Below are 16,166 nucleotides of genomic sequence, written 5' to 3' on the forward strand. Positions count from 1 at the left end.
GTCCCCCCGCGTCCCCGAAATCCCTTGCTCCGGTGAGGCCCCCGAGGTTCCCCGCTCCGGCGGCGCCCTCGAAACCCCTTGGCCACCGCCCCGCGCGCGTCCGGGCGCGGCCCGAGCCAGACCGCAGGCCAGACCGCAGGAGAGCCCCATGACGACACTGGACCTCACGCCGGCCCCCGGAGCCGCGCCGCTGGGCCGGATGGTGGCGGCCCAGACGGGCGCGGAGATCCGGGCGATGCTCCGCAACGGCGAGCAGCTGCTGCTCACGATGATCATCCCGGTGCTGCTGCTCGTCGGCCTCTCCTCCGCCCCGATCCTCGACCTGGGCGGCGGTTCCCGGATCGGCTTCATGACCCCCGGGGTGCTCGCGCTGGCCGTGATGTCCACCGCCTTCACCGGGCAGGCCATCGCGACGGGCTTCGAGCGCCGGTACGGCGTGCTGAAGCGGCTGGGCGCGACCCCGCTGTCGCGGACCGGGCTGATGCTGTCCAAGACGCTCGCGGTGATCGCCGTGGAGGTCATCCAGGTGGCGGTCATCTGCGGGGTGGCGCTCGCCCTGGGCTGGCACCCCGCGGGCTCGCCGCTCGCGGCGCTCCTGCTGGTCGTGCTGGGCACCGCCGCGTTCAGCGGGCTCGGCCTGCTGATGGCGGGAACGCTGCGCGCCGAGGCCACGCTCGCCGCGGCGAACCTCGTCTACCTGCTCCTGCTGGCCTGCGGCGGGGTCGCCTTCCCTCTGGCGAGGTTCCCCGAGTCGGTACGGCCGGTGCTGGAGCTGCTGCCGATCTCGGCGCTGACCGGGGGGCTCCGCGCGGTCCTGAGCGACGGCGCGGGACTGCCGCTCGCCGCCGTGGCGATCCTCGCGGCGTGGGCGGCGGTGTCGCTCTTCCTGACCTCCCGGCTGTTCCGCTGGGAATGACCCGACCAGAGATCATTTAATCGTAAATATCCCCATTTTTCACCGTAAAAGATCAACGGGGATGATCACCAAGATCTACCATCCTCCGGGTGATCATTACCGGAACGCGGTCCTCATCCCGTCCGGCGACACGACATACGGGGCGAATCTGGCCAAGTTTGGCCATGGGGATCGTTGCCACGCTTGTCGCCGTCGCGGGCTCGTCCACGGTCTCCCAGTCGGGGGACGAGCTCGCCACCCTCAGCGCGGCCCGCCGCGGCGCCGGAGGACTCTGGGAACTGGCCCAGCACATCGACGGGCACTTCCTGCCCTACTACGGGTTCATGCACCTGTGGCTCCAGTTCGGGGAGGCCGAGTGGTGGATGCGCCTGCCCTCGGCGCTCGCGACGGGCGCGGCCACCGCGCTCATCGCCGACCTGGGACGCCGGCTGAGCTCGCAGCCCGCCGGACTGGCCGCCGCCGCCGTCTACACCTTCCTGCCCTCGGTCTCCTACCACGGGCAGAACATCCGCTCCTACGCGTTCGCCGCCGCCGCCGCGGTCCTGGCCACCTGGGCGCTGTACCGGGCGATCGAGGAGCCCGGACGGCGCGGCGCCTGGTGGAGGTACGCGGCCGCCGTCGCGCTGCTGGGCTGCACGCAGGTGTTCGCGCTGCTCGTGATGGCCGCGCACCTGCTCGCGATCGGGCTGTACGGGCGGGGCGTCCTGCCCAGGGTGCTGGCCTGCATGGCCGTGGGGTGTGTCCCGGGGGCCGTCTGGGCGGCGGTCGGCTTCGCCGAGCGGCACGCGATCAGCTGGATCACCATGCCGGGGCCCGACGTGTTCCTGGCGCTGCCCAAGATGGCCGGGGGCACCGCCCTGGCGGGGTGCGTGGTCCTGGCCGTCGCGGCGGCCGCCCCGTTCCTGCGCGGGCGGCACGGCGCCGACCGGCTCTGGATCGTCCTGCTGGGCGCCTGGGCGCTCCTGCCGCCCCTGCTGCTGTTCGCCCTGTCCCACCTGGTCTCGCCGGTCTACGTCGACCGCTACCTGTTCGCGACGGTGCCCGCGTACGCGCTGCTGGCCGGGCTCGCGCTCGCCGCGCTGCCCCGCCTGCCCGCCGGGCTCGCGCTGGCGGGCGTCCTGGCGGCCGGGGTCCCCGGCCACCTGGACTTCCGCAGGGAGGACGGGCACCACGAGAACTTCCCCCGGGCGGTACGGATCCTCGCGAGCGAGTCCCGGCCCGGCGACGCCCTCGTCTACGGGCGCTCCTCCCTGCGCGAGGGGTTTCTCTACTACGACGAGACGCGACACGGCGGGAGGGGGCTGCCCGACGACGTGCTGCTCGCCGGGCCCGACCCCCTGCCCGACTCCTTCGGCTACCCGGAGCGCTCCGACGTGGCCGCCGCCGTGGCCGGGCGCGAGCGGGTCTGGGTGGTCTGGCGGGGCGGATCCGAGGCGGCCTCGCGCGTCGGCCGGGTCACCACCCTCCTCAAGGAGGGATTCGTCCGGGTCAAGGCGTGGCGGACGGGCCGCGTGCCCGGCATGACCGTGGCGCTCTACACCCGCGATCCGGCGCCGGACGCCGGATAGACGGCAGGGCGCTCCTTCCGGCGGAGGGGACCGGGCCGCCGTGGGAAGGAGCCGTCCCCTCCGCCGGAGCGGCCCCTCTCTCGGGACCGCCGGATCCCGCGGGACCGTTTCGCAGGGCCGTCTCGCATCGCGGACGCCGCTGAAAATGAGAGTCCCGATAAGTAATGTGTCATGTGCTGCTTTGCACCTGGCATGAGGAGAGTCGTGACCGCCGAAGCCCTGCACGGGCCCGCCGAGCCGTACAAGCCGGGGCTGCCCAGGCCCGGAGCGCTGCTGAAGGCGGCCTCCGACGCCATCCCGCCGTCAGGGCTGGTGATGCTGGCCATCCTGTCGGTGCAGGTGGGCGCGGGCTTCGCGAAGGATCTGTTCTCCCAGCTGCCGCCGAGCGCCGTGGTGTTCCTGCGGATCGCGACAGGTGCGCTGATCATGGGGCTGGTCGTCCGTCCCCGGTTGCGCGGGCTGTCCCGGGCGGACATCGGGGCCGGGGTGGCGTTCGGCGTGACGCTGGGCGTGATGAACCTGTCGTTCTACGAGGCGCTGGCCCGGCTGCCCATGGGCATCGCGGTGGCGATCGAGTTCCTCGGCCCGCTCGGCGTCGCGGTGGCGGCCTCGCGCCGCCGCCTCGACCTGCTCTGGGTCGTGCTCGCCGGGTCGGGTGTGCTGCTGCTGGCTCCCTGGGGCGCGGGGGCGTCCAGGATCAGCTGGGCCGGGATCGCCTTCGCCCTGGTGGCGGCGGCCTGCTGGGCCGGCTACATCCTGCTGTCGGCCTCGGTCGGCCGCCGTTTCCCCGGGACGAGCGGCCTCGCCCTGGCGATGATCGTCTCCTGTGTCCTGGTCGCCCCCGTCGGGATCGCCTCCGGCGGCACCGACCTGCTCCAGCCCGAACTGCTGCTGATCGGGCTCGGGGTGGGGCTGCTGTCGTCGGTCATCCCCTACTCGATCGAGCTGGAGGCGCTGCGCAGGATGCCCAAGCGGGTCTTCGGCATCCTGATGAGCCTGGAGCCCGCGGTGGCCGCGATGGTCGGGCTGCTGGTGCTGGGCGAGGTGCTCCAGGTGCGGGAGTGGGCCGCCATCGGCTGCGTGGTCATCGCCAGCGTCGGCGCCACCCGAAGCGCCCGCTGACCCCGTCCCCGCGCCCCGCGCCCCGGGGCACCGGCGGCCCGCCTGCCGGGCCGTCGCGGCACGGCCGGCCCGTCGCGCGCGGGCCGTCAGGCCGCGCTACTCCTCGGGCCGGCTGGCCCAGATGCCGCGGACGTGCCGGATGTGGTCGCGCATCAGCCGCTCGGCACCGCTCGCGTCGCCCGCGGAGAGCAGCTCGAGCAGCGTGAGGTGCTCGCGGGCTGAGTCGGCGAGGGTGCCCCGCCGGTGCAGGGAGGACAGACCGTACAGGCGGGCCCGGTTGCGCAGGTCGCGGACCACCTCCACGAGGTGGGCGTTGCCCGCCAGGGCGAGCAGGTCCAGGTGGAAGCGGATGTCGGCGTCGACGTACGCGAGCAGGTCGCCGCGCTCGGCGGCGTCGACGATCGCCTGGGCCAGCGGGCGCAGTGTCTCGAAGCTCGGCGCGCGCCCGGCGTCGGCCAGCTGGGCCACCGTGGGCACCTCGATGAGCCTGCGGATCTCGGTCAGCTCGTCCAGATCACGGTCGGACAGCTCGGTGACCCGGAAGCCCTTGTTGCGCACCGCCTCGACCAGGCCCTCCTTGGCCAGGTCGAGCATGGCCTCGCGCACCGGGGTCGCCGAGACCCCGAACTGGGCGGCGAGGACCGGTGCGGAGTAGACCATGCCGGGCCTCATCTCGCCGGTGATCAGGGCCGCCCTGAGCGCGTGGGCCACCTGCTCCCGCAGGCTCTGCCGCTCGCTCACGGCCGGCAGATCGAGCCGGCCGTCCGCCCTAGAAGCCATACCGGAGCCTCTCGTGTCGCTCGCGTCCACGCCTGATCGGCGGAACCCGCCACCCCCATATCCTCCCAGGCCATGCGCGACCCCCCGGACACCCGGGGTCCGATCCCGGGGACACGGCGCCGGTGACGGGTCCGCCGATCATCTCCGCTCGCTCCCCCCGGCTCCGCCGAGATAGGCCTCGACCACCCGGGGGTCACGGCGGAGCTCGGCGGCGGGCCCGTCGAGGACGCACTCGCCGTTCTCGATCACGTACCCGCGGTGCGCGATCCCGAGGGCGGCGACGGCGTTCTGCTCGACGAGCAGCACCGAGGTGCCCTGGGCGTTGATGCCCGCGATGAGCTCCATGACCGAGGCGACCACCAGGGGCGCCAGGCCCATGGACGGCTCGTCGAGCAGCAGCAGCCGGGGCCCGGTGACCAGTGCCCTGCCGATGGCGAGCATCTGCTGCTCGCCGCCCGACAGCGTGCCGCCCTGCTGTGCGCGCCGCTCGGCCAGGCGAGGCAGCAACTCGTAGACGCGCTCGATCCGCGCGCGGACCTCCGCCTGGTCGCGGACCAGGTAGCCGCCCAGCTGGAGGTTCTCGTGGACGCTGAGCGTGCTGAAGATCCTGCGGCCCTCCGGGACGTGCACCAGGCCGCGCGCGGTGATTTTGTGCGGCTTCTCCCTGGTGATCTCCTTCCCGTCGAAGACCACCCTGCCGCCGCTGGGCCGCAGCAGCCCGGAGACCGCGGACAGCGTGGTGGTCTTGCCCGCGCCGTTGTTGCCCAGCAGGGCGACGATCTCCCCCTCGGCGACGCCGAGGGACAGCCCGCGCAGGGCGTGTACGCCGCCGTAGTGGACGTCCAGCCCGTCGATGTCAAGCATTGGCGTCTCCCCCGGCCGTGGTCTCTTTCCCGGCGCCGTCTTGTCCTGCGCCGTCTTTCCCGGCCGTCTCCTCGCCTGCGCCGTCTCGTCTCGCGCGGTCTTTCTCCGCCGTCTCCTCGCCGGCGCCGTCTTGCGCCGCGTCGCCTTTCCGCGCCGTCGCGGTCCCGCCGGGCTCGTCCCTCGCGGCGGTGGTGTCACCACCGAGGTAGGCCTCGATGACGGCCGGGTCGCGCCGGACGTCCTCGGGGCGGCCGTCGGCGATCTCCCTGCCGAAGTTGAGCACGACCACGCGCTCGGAGACCTCCATCACCAGGCCCATGTCGTGCTCGATGAGCACGATGGCCACCCCCAGCGCCTGGATGCGCCGGATCAGGTCCAGCATCTCGGCCTTCTCGCCGTGGTTGAGCCCGGCCGCGGGCTCGTCCAGCAGCAACAGGTCGGGGCGGCGGGCCAGGGCACGGGCGATCTCCGTACGGCGCTGCTCGCCGTAGGGAAGGTTTCTGGCCTGCCCGTACCGGTCGCCGCGCAGGCCGACGAAGTCCAGCCAGTGGTGGGCCTGCTCGGTGCACTCGCGCTCGGAGCGCCGGTAGCGCGGCGTGTGCAGCAGGGCGTCCAGGACGCTCTGACGCAGCCACAGGTGCGATCCGGCGCGCACGTTGTCCAGGACCGACAGCTCGCCGAACAGGCGCAGGTTCTGGAAGGTCCGCGCGACGCCCAGGCCCGCGATGGCCGAGGGCCGCAACCCCGGCAGGTCCCTGCCGCGCAGGGTGATCCGGCCCGAGGTCGGCCGGTAGAAGCCGGTGACGCAGTTGAAGGCCGACGTCTTGCCCGCTCCGTTGGGACCGATCACGGAGACGATCTCCGCCTCGTCCACCGAGAACGACAGGCCGTCGATGGCCACCAGACCGCCGAAGGTCAGGCGCAGGTCGGTCACGCTCAGCAGGCTCACGGAACCTCCTTGGAACGGGCCGGCCAGATCCCCTGCGGTCGCAGGAGCATGAAGGCGATGAGGAGTACGCCGAACAGGAAGAACCGGTAGTCGGCGAGGTCGCGCAGGATCTCCGGCAGGATGCTGATCACGACGGCGCCGACGACGACGCCGGGCACCGAGCCCATGCCGCCCAGGACCACGGCCATGAGCACCAGCGCCGACGACAGGAAGGTGAAACTGCCCGGTGAGATGGCCGACAGCTGCGCGGCGAACAACACCCCGGCCAGGCCGCCCCAGACCGCCCCTGCGATGTAGGCGGCGAGCTTGACCCGGTAGGTGTGCACGCCCATCGCCTCGGCGGCGTCCTCGTCCTCGCGGACGAAGCGCCAGGCCCGGCCCAGGCGGGAGCGGCCCAGCCGCGCCGCGCCGAGGACGGCCAGCGAGACGACGGCCACGGTGACGTAGTAGAAGGCCGCGGGACTCTCGACCAGATGCGGGATGCCGTAGATGCCCGAGGGGCCGCCGGTGACGTCCAGGTTGTTGGCGGTGATCCGGATGATCTCGCCGAAACCGAGGGTCACGATGGCGAGGTAGTCGCTGCGCAGTCGCAGGGTGGGGGCGCCGATGACGATCCCGGCGACGACCGTGACCACGAGCACGGCGGGCACCGTGGCCAGCAGCGGCAGGTCGAAGCGGGTGGCCAGCACGCCGCTGGTGTAGGCGCCGACCGCGAAGAAGGCGACGTAGCCCAGGTCGAGCAGGCCGCAGTAGCCGACCACGATGTTCAGCCCCGCGGCGAGCATCACGGCGATGGCCGCGCTGGTCATGACCGACAGCGCGTACGGCGTGGCGTTGACGAAGGGGGCCAGCAGCGCGATCAGCAGCCCGGCGAGCCCGGCCCAGCGGTTCTGCATCAGCTTCGACGCCCGGCTGGGCGGCCTGTCCGTGCCGAGGCGACGGACCCTCTTCACGGAGGACCCCGCGTTCCCTGCGGGCCCGGTGGGCCCGGTGGCGCCGGTCATACGCGCTCCGTGACGCGCTCGCCGAGCAGGCCAGTGGGCCGCACCGTGAGGAACAGGATCAGCACCCCGAAGGCGAACACGTCGCGCCACTCGCCGCCCAGCCAGAACGTGCCGAACGACTCCAGCAGCCCGAGCAGCAGCCCGCCGAGCATCGTGCCGGGGATGTTGCCGATGCCTCCGATGACGGCCGCCGTGAAGGCCTTGAGCCCGATCAGGAAGCCCATCAAGAAGTCGATCTTCCCGTAGTACGCCCCGGCCATCACGCCCGCGGCCCCCGCCAGCGCCGAGCCGATGAAGAAGGTGCGGGAGATCACCGCGTTGACGTCGATGCCCATCAGCGCGCTGGTGCGCGGGTCCAGCGCGATGGCCCGCATGGCCCGGCCCTCGCGGGTGCGGGTGACCAGCAGGTTGAGCCCGGCCATGAGGAGCACCGCCACGCCCACCAGGACGACCTGCTGCACGGTGAGCCGGGCCCCGAGGATCTCCAGCGAGGTGCCGCCCAGCCGCACCGGGTAGACCCGCGGGTCGGCCCCGGCCGCCGCGCGCATCCCGTACTCCAGGGCGAAGGAGGCCCCGACCGCGGTGATCAGCAGGGACAGTCGCGGGGCTCGGCGCAGCGGGCGGTAGGCGATCCGCTCCAGCGCCACCCCGGCCAGGCCGGTGACGACCATGGTCACCAGGAGCACCGCGAGCAGCAGCGGCAGGGCCATCGAGGAGGACACGCCGCCGAACGCGCCGAGGATGGCGAAACCGGCGAACGCGCCGAGCATGTACAGGTCACCGTGGGCGAAGTTGAGCAGCTTGATGATCCCGTAGACCATGCTGTACCCCAGGGCGACCAGGGCGTAGAACGAGCCGACGAACAGCCCGTTCCAGACGAGCTGCGTCACTTGAGGGCGTCCTGCAGGGCGAACTTGTCGTCCTTGACGACGAGGATCTGGAAGCCGCCGTTGGCCAGGGTGTGCTCGGGGGTGAACTTCAGCGGCCCGGAGAACATCGAGAAGCCGTCGATCGCCTCAAGCGCCGCGATGACCTTGTCGCCGTCGGTGGCGCCCGCCTTGGTGACCGCCTCGGCGGCCAGCCGCACCGCGTCGTAGGCCTGGTTGGAGTACGGGCCCGGCTCGGAGGCGTACTTCTTCTTGTAGGCCTCGATCCAGCCCTCGGCGCCCTGGAGGGTGTCGGGCGTCTGGGTCATCGTGGCGTACAGGCCCTCGGCGGCCTCGTCTCCGGCGATCTCGATCAGCTTGGGGGAGACCGAGCCGTCGCCGACCATGATGGAGTCCTTGTATCCGGCCTGCCGGAGCTGGCGCGCGATCAGGCCGCCCTCCTGGAAGTAGCCGGTCCAGTAGACGAAGTCGGGCTTCTTGGCCAGCACGTTGGTGATGTTGGCGCTGTAGTCGCTCTCCTTCGGGGTGACCGCCTCGGTGATCACGGCCTCGGCTCCGCCCGGGGCCTCCAGGAGGGCCTGGGTACGCAGCGCGATGTCCTTGGAGTAACTGGTGTTGTCGTGCATGAGCGCGACGCTCTTGGAGCCCTGCTTGGTGATCCACTTCTCCGCGGCCGCGGCCTGCTGGGAGCCCGTGCCGTTGATCAGGAAGACGTGCTTGAGCTTCTGGTCGACCAGTTCCTGGGAGTTGGCGGCCGGGATGATCATCGGGATCCCGGCCTTGCCGAAGATCGGCAGGGTGGGTAGCGTCGCACCGGAGCAGTAGCCGCCCACGGAGACGTCGACCCCCTCGGTGACCAGCTTGTTGGCGCCCGCCGCCGCGGACTGGGCGTCGCAGGCGTCGTCGGCGGTCTTCAGCTCCAGCTTGCGGCCGAGCACACCGCCCTTGGCGTTGATCTCGTCGATCGCGAGCTGCGCCGCGTTGCTCATGTAGGGACCGATGGCGGCCTCGCTGCCCGACTGCGGGATCAGCATGCCGAGGACGATCGGCTCGTCCTTCGCGGCGGCCGTCTGGCCTCCGCCGCCGTCACCGAGCAGCCCCTGGCCACATCCGGTGACCAGGAGACCGAGAACGGCCAGCGACGTGAAGCATTTCAGGGGGGTGGCGCGCATGTGCGGCTCCTCACATCTGGTGATGTGTGATATTGCACGTGCAATGTAAGTACACGTCAAGGGCCGAAACAAGACCGTTAACGTTAATACGTCGTTTCCCCTGGCGAGGCGCGACCCATCGGGGACCGCTCCGGGTACGGCGGTGTATTCGCAGCTCGGAACGGGAGCGGATGGCGCCGGTAGCGGTACCCGGCGAGGGCTCCGGGGGCCGGGAATAACGGTCGTCGTACGGCCCCCGCGGGAAAACGCCCCCGGCCGGCGGGCCGGGGGCGAGCGGGCCGGGGGCAGGAGCAGGCCCGAAAAGGCCAGAGAAGGTCGGAGAAGGCCCGAGGACGTCAGAGGAGAAAACCTGCCGGGAACGGATCGCGGGGGTCGAGGAAATACTGGGCGGTGCCGGTGACCCACGCCCGCCCGGTGATGGCCGGGACCACCGCGGGCAGGCCCGCCACCTCCGTCTCCCCCGTGAGCCGCCCGACGAAGCGGGTACCGATGAACGACTCGTTCACGAAGGCGGTGTCCAGGGGAAGCTCCCCCCTGGCGTGCAGCTGGGCCATCCGGGCGCTGGTGCCGGTGCCGCACGGCGAGCGGTCGAACCAGCCGGGGTGGATCGCCATCGCGTGCCGCGAGTGCCCGGCGCCCGCGCCGGGCGCGGTGAACTGCACGTGGTGGCAGCCCCGGATGCCCGGGTCCAGCGGATGGACGGGCTCGTCCCGCTCGTTGATCGCCTCCATGATCGCCAGGCCCGTGTCGAGGATCCGCTGCTTGTGCGAGCGCTCGAACGGCAGGTCCACGGACTCGATGGGCAGGATCGCGTAGTAGTTGCCGCCGTAGGCGAGGTCGTAGACGACCTCCCCGACGCCGGGCACCTTGACCACGCGGTCCAACCCCGCGCTGAAGGAGGGCACGTTGGTGATGGTCACCTCCGTGGCGGCGCCGTCCTCGACCCGTACCTCGGCGACGACCAGGCCTGCCGGGGTGTCCAGCCGGATGGTGGTGACCGGCTCGGCGACCTCGACCATCCCGGTCTCGACGAGGACGGTGGCCACGCCGATGGTGCCGTGCCCGCACATGGGCAGGCAGCCGGAGACCTCGATGTAGAGCACGCCGTAGTCGGCGTCGGGCCTGGTGGGCGGTTGCAGGATGGCCCCGCTCATCGCCGAGTGGCCGCGCGGCTCGTACATGAGCAGGGTGCGGACGTGGTCCATCTCGGCCAGGAAGTGCTCGCGGCGCTTGGCCATGGTCGAGCCGGGGATGACCCCCACTCCCCCGGTGATCACTCGGGTGGGCATGCCCTCGGTGTGGGAGTCCACCGCGTGGAAGATCCTCTTCGTTCTCATCGACTCTCCTCGCGGAAAAGGGTACGGGGCGGGGTCTACCGCAGGCCCTCGGCCAGGGCCTTCTCCGTGGCGGCGCGTACGGCGGCCTCCTGCTCGGGGTCGAGGCCGAGCCTGGGCGGGCGGCACGGGCCGCCGTTGCGCCCGGCCAGGTCCATGGAGAGCTTGATGGCCTGGACGAACACCGGCCTGGAGTCCCAGCGAAGCAGCGGGTGCAGCGCGCGGTAGAGCGGCAGCGCGGTGGCCGTGTCCCCCGCCACGGCCGCCCGGTACAGGGCCACGGTCGACTCGGGCAGCGCGTTGGGGAATCCGGCCACCCAGCCGACCGCCCCGGCGGTGACCAGCTCCAGCAGTACGTCGTCGGCCCCGGCCAGCACGTCCAGGCCGGGGGCGAGCTCGGCGATCTCGTAGATCCGGCGGACGTCTCCGCTGAACTCCTTGACCCCGGCGATCAGGCCCTCGGCGTGGAGGGTGGCCAGCAGCCGGGGGGTGAGGTCCACCCGGGTGTCGAAGGGGTTGTTGTAGGCCACCACCGGCAGACCGGCGCGGGCCACCTCGCGGTAGTGCTCCACCACGGTCCTGTCGTCGGCGCGGTAGGCGTTCGGCGGGAGCAGCATCACCGCGCGGCACCCGGCCTCACCGGCCTGCTCCGCCCAGCGCCGGGCCTCCAGGGCGCCATAGGCGGCGACACCGGGCATGACGCGGTCGCCGCCGACGGCCGCGACCGCCGTCTCCACGACCGAGGCCCGCTCCTCGGGGGTCAGCGTCTGGTACTCGCCCAGCGATCCGTTCGGCACGACGCCGTCGCACCCGGAGGCGACCAGCCACCGGCAGTGCTCGGCGTAGCCGTCCAGGTCGACGGAGAGATCCGCGCCCAGGGGCAGCGCGGTGGCCACCGTCACACCGTGCCAGGGCTTCACGGGGGTCGTCATGGTTCATCCTTCCGAGGGGGTTTCCAGCCGGTGGACGGCCGGGTCCGTGGGAGCTTCCTTACGATCCGGGCGCGGGTCCGAGGGAGGTCCCGTACGGTCCGGGCGTGGCTCCGGACGAGCTCCCGCACGGTCCGGGTCCAGTGAAATCCCCGGCCCGCCAGGCTCCGAAGAGGCCCGTGACCGCGCGGCGAGGTCGCCGAGCCTGACGGGCTGGGCGATCGGGCGCCGGGGCGGCGCGGGGTCCTCACCGGCGAGGCACGCGACCGCGTAGCCGCACATCCTGCCCTGGCACCACCCCATCCCCGGGCGCGCCAGGAGCTTGACGGAGCGCGCGTCGACGGCCCCCATCGCCTGGGCCTCACGTACGGCCGACAGGGGCACCTCCTCGCAGCGGCACACGAGCGTGTCGTCGCGGAGCCAGTCCTGCCAGCCGGGCCGTACCGGGTAGGCCTCCAGCAGGGCTCGCGCGAAGGCGGCGAGCCGGTCCCCGCGCCGGGACAGGGCCGGGTCGGGCGGCACCGGGCGGCCCAGGTCGGCGGCGGCGGACCGGCCCGCGAGGCGCCCCTCCACCTCGGCGAGCGGCGCCCCGCCGACACCGGTGGACTCCCCCGCCGCATAGACGCCGGGCACGCTGGTGCGCATGCCCGCGTCCACCGCGACGACCGGGCTGCCGTCGTGGTCGCGGCGGGTGGCGCAGTCCAGCTGGACCGGCAGGTCGAGCTGGGGGACGAACCCGTAGCCGCAGGCGAGGGTGTCGCACTCGACGGTCCTCGTCGAGAGCGGCCGCCAGTCGCCGTCCAGGCTCGCCACGGTGACATGGGTCAGCGCGGTGTCGCCGTGCGCGGCGATCACCGCCTCGCGGCCGCGGTAGGGAATCCGGTGCCGGGCCAGGCGCGCTCCGTATCCCAGGGCCTCCCCGGCCCGTCCCGCGGCGAGCAGCGGGTGCCTGGCGAGCCCGAACCGGCGGTTGGCCTCGTGGACGCCGAGCACCCGGGCCCCCGCGTCCGCCAGGCCCGCGGCGACGGGGAGCAGGAACGGGCCGGTACCCGCGACCACGACCCTGCTGCCCGCGAGGACCAGGTCGCCCTTGAGCAGCGCCTGCGCGCCGCCCGCGGTGAGCACCCCCGGCAGGTCCCAGCCGGGGAACGGGAGCGGCCGGTCGTGCGCGCCGGTGGCGATCAGCAGCCCGCGCGCGGTCACCGTGCGGGGCCGCTCCTCGCGGTCTCCCTCCAGGCACCGTAGGGTGATCGCCCCGTCCACGCGCTCGACCGCCCAGACCCGGTGGCGCATCAGCACCTCGGCGCGCTCGCGGAGCGTCTCCCACTGGCGGGTGAACCTGCCGAGGCCGTGGTGGAGCGCACCGGGCCGCGCGGCGTGGAACCCCTCGGCGGGGTGGCGGAAGTACTGGCCGCCCGGCCTGGCGGCACCGTCGACCAGCACGACGTCCAGCCCGGCCAGGGCGGCGGTGAGCGCGCCCGCGACCCCCGCGGGGCCCGCGCCGACGACGGCGAGATCGTGAATCCGCGTCATCGGCCGCTCACCCCCGGCGCCTCCGTGCCGGAGACGCCGGGATCGCGAGGCGTGCGCGTGCCCGGGACGTCCCCCTCCGTACCGGAAGGGCCGAGATCACGAGGAGCGTACGCGCCCAGGGCGTCCCTCTCCGTACCGGAGGGGCCGAGATCACGAGGGTCATGCGCGCCCGGGGCGGCCGGATCGCCGTCCGCCCGCTCGTCCGGCCCGGCTCCGGCCTCGTGCTCCGGCGGGCCCTGGGCCGGGGCCGAGGGGCCGCCGGTCGTCACCAGGTCTCCCGGGAGCGCCTCGGTCAGGCAGGCGCGCAGGGACGGGGTCCCGTTGATCGTGACCAGGCAGTCGAAACAGACCCCGATGCCGCAGAACAGCCCGCGCGGGCGCCCGCCGAACCTGGTGGTGCGCCAGGAGCGCACGCCCGCGCCGTGCATGGCGGCGCCGACGGTCTGGCCGGGGACCACCGGGACGGGAGCGCCGTCCACGCTGATCTCGAATCCCGGCTCGGGCCGCGCCCCCACCAGGCGGTACGGATCCCTCATCGGACACCCCCGCGGGCAAGCCACCGATTCCGGCCCGGGGCACAGATCACGGAGCGGGTCACGAAGCGGGTCACGAGGCCTCCCGGGTGAAGCGGTCCGGGCGGAAGGGAGTGAGGTCCAGGTCTGGGCGGAGACCGGCCAGGAGCCGGGCGATCAGGTGGCCGGTGGCCGGGGCCAGGCCGATGCCCGCCCCCTCGTGTCCGCAGGCGTGGTAGAGCCCGGGTGCCCGGGGATCCTCCCCGATCACCGGGAGGTGGTCGGGACAGTAGGGGCGGAAGCCGCAGTAGGCGCGGATCGCCCGGTACGCCGCCAGGGCGGGGAAGAGCTCCACGGCCTGGCGGGCGAGACGTTCGAGGACCGGGACGGAGACCGTGCGGTCGAAGCCGACCCGCTCGCGGCTGGCGCCGATGAGCACCGGCCCCGACGGGGTGCTCTCCACGACGGCGGACGTCTCCAGCCCCTCCGAGTCGCTGGCCACCGCGGTGACGTAGGCGGCGGTGTAGACCTTGTGCCTGATCAGCGGCCCGGCGAGAGGCTCGGTGACGAGGATGAAGCCGCGCCTGGGCAGGATCGGGACGTGTACACCGGCCAGCGCGGCGATCTCGCCGCCCCAGGTGCCCGCGGCGTTGACGACGGCTCCGGCGAGGATGTCCCCCTGGTCGGTGGTGACGCCGGTGACCCGGTCGCCGTCGCGGAGGAAGCCGGTCACCGTGACGCCGGTACGCAGCATCAGGGCGCCGTGGCCGAACCGCTCGGCGCCCCTCCGGATGAGCCTGGCCGCCGCCAGCATGGGCTGGACCTGGGCGTCTTGCGGGTAGAACACGCCTCCGGCGAGCCCCGTGGCCAGGTGGGGCTCGTAGTCGCCGAGTTCCCCCGGGGCGACGGGGACGTGCTCGACGTCCTGTTCACCCGCCAGGTCGGTGAGCGCCTCCAGGATCTCGTCCGTCTCGGCGACCACCAGGCCGCCCTTGGCCTCGAACTCGAACCCCCCGTCAGCACCGTCAGGCCCGTCAGCCCCGGCCAGGTCTCGCCAGAGCCGGTTGGAGAGCAGCGCCAGGTCGAGTTCGGGTCCCGGTTCCTTGTCGGAGACCAGGATGTTGCCCTCGCCCGCGCCCGTCGTACCGCCCGCCACCGCCCCCCGGTCGACGACCACGACGTCCAGCCCGGCGCGGGCGGCGTAGTAGGCGCAGGCGGCACCGACGACCCCGGCGCCGACGACCACGACGTCCGGCATGTCTCACCTCGCTCCCGCGCCTCGGGCTCGGCAGTACTATGTCACATACCTTTTGACGGATCAATGCACCAAAACGGACATCACAGACGTACCCTCGGCTCACGCCCACCCCTACCCACGGGCCCGCGGGACACGCCGTCCCGTGGCGGGCGCCCGCACCAGCCGCCGGTACCCGGGGTCCGAGGCGGGACCGCGCACCTCGCCGCCTAGCATGTGAGCCGTGAACCACCTCCTTGACCAGGCCCGCCGGCATGCCCTGAAGTCGGCGCGGATCGTGGGGCCGCCGACCTTGCCCGCCCTGCGCCGCTGGGCGCTGGCGGCGGTCGTCGTCAACGTCGGGATCACGGTGACGGGTGCCGCGGTGCGGGTCAGCGGGTCGGGCCTGGGCTGCCCCACCTGGCCCCGGTGCACGCCGGAGAGCTTCGTCCCGGTGGCCCACTCCGAGATCTCGCCGCTGAACATGGCGATCGAGTTCGGCAACCGGATGCTGACCTTCCTGGTGCTGGCCGTCGGCGTGGCCTGCCTGATCGCCGCCCTGCGGCTGCCGTCCCGCCACCCCGGCCTGGTCAGGCTGGCCTGGCTGCAGCCGATCGGCGTGGCCTTCCAGGGGCTCTGGGGCGGCCTGGTCGTGCGCAGCGCGCTCAACCCGGTCACCGTGAGCGTGCACTTCCTGGTCTCCATCGGCATGATCGCCGCGGCGTACGCGCTGTACGCCCGCACCGGCGAGGCCGAAAGCGGGGGCCGGGACGAGACCCCGCCCCGGCAGCGGGTCCACCGCACCGTCCGCACGCTCGCCTTCGCGCTCGTCGCCGCCGTGTTCGTCCTGCTCGTCGTGGGCGTGGTGGTGACCGGCACCGGGCCGCACTCCGGGGACGAGATGGCCTCCCGGTTCGGCTTCGACATCGAGACCGTGGCGAGGATCCACGCCGACGTCGCCTACGTCGTCGTCGGCCTCACCTTCGCGCTGGCGTTCGCGCTGCACGTCACCGACGCGCCCGGGTACGCCCGGCGGGCCGCCTGGACGCTGCTGTGCGTGGAGGCGGCGCAGGGGGTCCTCGGATACGTCCAGTACTTCCTGGGCGTGCCCGCGGCCCTGGTCAACCTCCACGTGCTCGGCGCGACCCTGGTCTGGGTCTGCGCGCTGCGGGTGGTGTTCGCGACCGGCCCGCGCGGGCCGGGGGACGCCTCGGAGGCGGTCACCGGCGAGCTCGACGCCGTCCGCGTCTGAGCCGCCCCGCACACCGCCGCCCGTACATCACCCGCACACCACCGTCCGCGTCCGAGCCGCCCGTACACACCACCCGTACGCCCCCGTACGCCGCCGCCCGCACTCGACGC

The 16,166-nt window shown here is 73.1% G+C and carries 15 protein-coding genes; 4 read left to right on the plus strand and 11 right to left on the minus strand.

What is annotated here, in order from left to right:
• Positions 1 to 148 precede the first annotated feature (148 nt).
• The 3 genes from ACSDR0_RS26730 (at position 149) to ACSDR0_RS26740 (ending at position 3,606) form a co-directional block, all read left to right on the plus strand.
• Positions 149 to 916, plus strand: a complete 768-nt coding sequence (locus tag ACSDR0_RS26730; RefSeq protein WP_435291630.1) for an ABC transporter permease — start codon at positions 149 to 151, stop codon at positions 914 to 916.
• A gap of 164 nt (positions 917 to 1,080) precedes the next feature.
• Entirely contained in the window at positions 1,081 to 2,484 is a 1,404-nt protein-coding gene (locus ACSDR0_RS26735; RefSeq protein WP_435291631.1) for a glycosyltransferase family 39 protein, read from the plus strand.
• A 204-nt stretch (positions 2,485 to 2,688) separates the two neighbouring features.
• Positions 2,689 to 3,606, plus strand: coding sequence for an EamA family transporter (locus ACSDR0_RS26740; protein ID WP_435291632.1), 918 nt, complete (start codon positions 2,689 to 2,691; stop codon positions 3,604 to 3,606).
• Between the two features lie 96 nt (positions 3,607 to 3,702).
• On the opposite strand, the gene ACSDR0_RS26745 is transcribed toward ACSDR0_RS26740, so the two are convergent.
• The 11 genes from ACSDR0_RS26745 to ACSDR0_RS26795 form a co-directional block, all read right to left on the minus strand.
• Positions 3,703 to 4,386 carry a GntR family transcriptional regulator gene (locus ACSDR0_RS26745; RefSeq protein WP_435291633.1) on the minus strand — a complete coding sequence of 228 codons (684 nt, stop codon included), beginning with the start codon at positions 4,384 to 4,386 and terminating at the stop codon, positions 3,703 to 3,705.
• Between the two features lie 138 nt (positions 4,387 to 4,524).
• The gene (locus tag ACSDR0_RS26750) at positions 4,525 to 5,250 is read right to left on the minus strand and encodes an ABC transporter ATP-binding protein (protein WP_435291634.1); all 726 of its coding nucleotides are present in this window, start codon (positions 5,248 to 5,250) and stop codon (positions 4,525 to 4,527) included.
• On the minus strand, positions 5,243 to 6,199 hold the full coding sequence (locus ACSDR0_RS26755; RefSeq protein WP_435291635.1) for an ABC transporter ATP-binding protein: 957 nt from the start codon (positions 6,197 to 6,199) through the stop codon (positions 5,243 to 5,245). Before ACSDR0_RS26755 ends, ACSDR0_RS26750 begins: the two co-directional genes overlap by 8 nt.
• On the minus strand, positions 6,196 to 7,203 hold the full coding sequence (locus tag ACSDR0_RS26760; protein ID WP_435291636.1) for a branched-chain amino acid ABC transporter permease: 1,008 nt from the start codon (positions 7,201 to 7,203) through the stop codon (positions 6,196 to 6,198). The genes ACSDR0_RS26755 and ACSDR0_RS26760 overlap by 4 nt, the downstream gene beginning before the upstream one ends.
• Positions 7,200 to 8,093 carry a branched-chain amino acid ABC transporter permease gene (locus ACSDR0_RS26765; RefSeq protein WP_435291637.1) on the minus strand — a complete coding sequence of 298 codons (894 nt, stop codon included), beginning with the start codon at positions 8,091 to 8,093 and terminating at the stop codon, positions 7,200 to 7,202. The genes ACSDR0_RS26760 and ACSDR0_RS26765 overlap by 4 nt, the downstream gene beginning before the upstream one ends.
• A complete protein-coding gene (locus tag ACSDR0_RS26770; RefSeq protein WP_435291638.1) occupies positions 8,090 to 9,262 on the minus strand; it encodes a branched-chain amino acid ABC transporter substrate-binding protein in 1,173 nt (390 codons plus the stop codon). The genes ACSDR0_RS26765 and ACSDR0_RS26770 overlap by 4 nt, the downstream gene beginning before the upstream one ends.
• 335 nt (positions 9,263 to 9,597) lie before the next feature.
• Positions 9,598 to 10,599: a proline racemase family protein gene (locus tag ACSDR0_RS26775; protein WP_435291639.1), complete on the minus strand. Its 1,002-nt coding sequence runs from the start codon at positions 10,597 to 10,599 to the stop codon at positions 9,598 to 9,600.
• A 35-nt stretch (positions 10,600 to 10,634) separates the two neighbouring features.
• Positions 10,635 to 11,528 carry a dihydrodipicolinate synthase family protein gene (locus ACSDR0_RS26780; protein WP_435291640.1) on the minus strand — a complete coding sequence of 298 codons (894 nt, stop codon included), beginning with the start codon at positions 11,526 to 11,528 and terminating at the stop codon, positions 10,635 to 10,637.
• 3 nt (positions 11,529 to 11,531) lie between these two features.
• Complete coding sequence (locus tag ACSDR0_RS26785) at positions 11,532 to 13,058, minus strand: NAD(P)/FAD-dependent oxidoreductase (protein ID WP_435291641.1); 1,527 nt, start codon at positions 13,056 to 13,058, stop codon at positions 11,532 to 11,534.
• The gene (locus ACSDR0_RS26790) at positions 13,055 to 13,594 is read right to left on the minus strand and encodes a (2Fe-2S)-binding protein (RefSeq protein WP_435291642.1); all 540 of its coding nucleotides are present in this window, start codon (positions 13,592 to 13,594) and stop codon (positions 13,055 to 13,057) included. The genes ACSDR0_RS26785 and ACSDR0_RS26790 overlap by 4 nt, the downstream gene beginning before the upstream one ends.
• Positions 13,595 to 13,664: 70 nt before the next feature.
• The gene (locus ACSDR0_RS26795) at positions 13,665 to 14,828 is read right to left on the minus strand and encodes an NAD(P)/FAD-dependent oxidoreductase (RefSeq protein ID WP_435291643.1); all 1,164 of its coding nucleotides are present in this window, start codon (positions 14,826 to 14,828) and stop codon (positions 13,665 to 13,667) included.
• Positions 14,829 to 15,048: 220 nt separating this feature from the next.
• On the opposite strand from ACSDR0_RS26795, the gene ACSDR0_RS26800 reads away from it, so the two are divergent.
• Entirely contained in the window at positions 15,049 to 16,056 is a 1,008-nt protein-coding gene (locus tag ACSDR0_RS26800; RefSeq protein ID WP_435291644.1) for a COX15/CtaA family protein, read from the plus strand.
• The last annotated feature ends 110 nt before the right edge of the window (positions 16,057 to 16,166 follow it).

The sequence above is a fragment of the Streptosporangium sp. G11 genome (assembly GCF_051192615.1).
GTDB lineage: Bacteria > Actinomycetota > Actinomycetes > Streptosporangiales > Streptosporangiaceae > Streptosporangium.

Coding starts and splice junctions, on each gene's coding strand:
- ACSDR0_RS26730 (WP_435291630.1), top strand. CDS start 149: ATGACGACACTGGACCTCACGCCGGCCCCCGGAGCCGCGCCGCTGGGC.
- ACSDR0_RS26735 (WP_435291631.1), top strand. CDS start 1,081: ATGGGGATCGTTGCCACGCTTGTCGCCGTCGCGGGCTCGTCCACGGTC.
- ACSDR0_RS26745 (WP_435291633.1), bottom strand. CDS start 4,386: ATGGCTTCTAGGGCGGACGGCCGGCTCGATCTGCCGGCCGTGAGCGAG.
- ACSDR0_RS26750 (WP_435291634.1), bottom strand. CDS start 5,250: ATGCTTGACATCGACGGGCTGGACGTCCACTACGGCGGCGTACACGCC.
- ACSDR0_RS26760 (WP_435291636.1), bottom strand. CDS start 7,203: ATGACCGGCGCCACCGGGCCCACCGGGCCCGCAGGGAACGCGGGGTCC.
- ACSDR0_RS26770 (WP_435291638.1), bottom strand. CDS start 9,262: ATGCGCGCCACCCCCCTGAAATGCTTCACGTCGCTGGCCGTTCTCGGT.
- ACSDR0_RS26775 (WP_435291639.1), bottom strand. CDS start 10,599: ATGAGAACGAAGAGGATCTTCCACGCGGTGGACTCCCACACCGAGGGC.
- ACSDR0_RS26780 (WP_435291640.1), bottom strand. CDS start 11,528: ATGACGACCCCCGTGAAGCCCTGGCACGGTGTGACGGTGGCCACCGCG.
- ACSDR0_RS26785 (WP_435291641.1), bottom strand. CDS start 13,058: ATGACGCGGATTCACGATCTCGCCGTCGTCGGCGCGGGCCCCGCGGGG.
- ACSDR0_RS26790 (WP_435291642.1), bottom strand. CDS start 13,594: ATGAGGGATCCGTACCGCCTGGTGGGGGCGCGGCCCGAGCCGGGATTC.
- ACSDR0_RS26795 (WP_435291643.1), bottom strand. CDS start 14,828: ATGCCGGACGTCGTGGTCGTCGGCGCCGGGGTCGTCGGTGCCGCCTGC.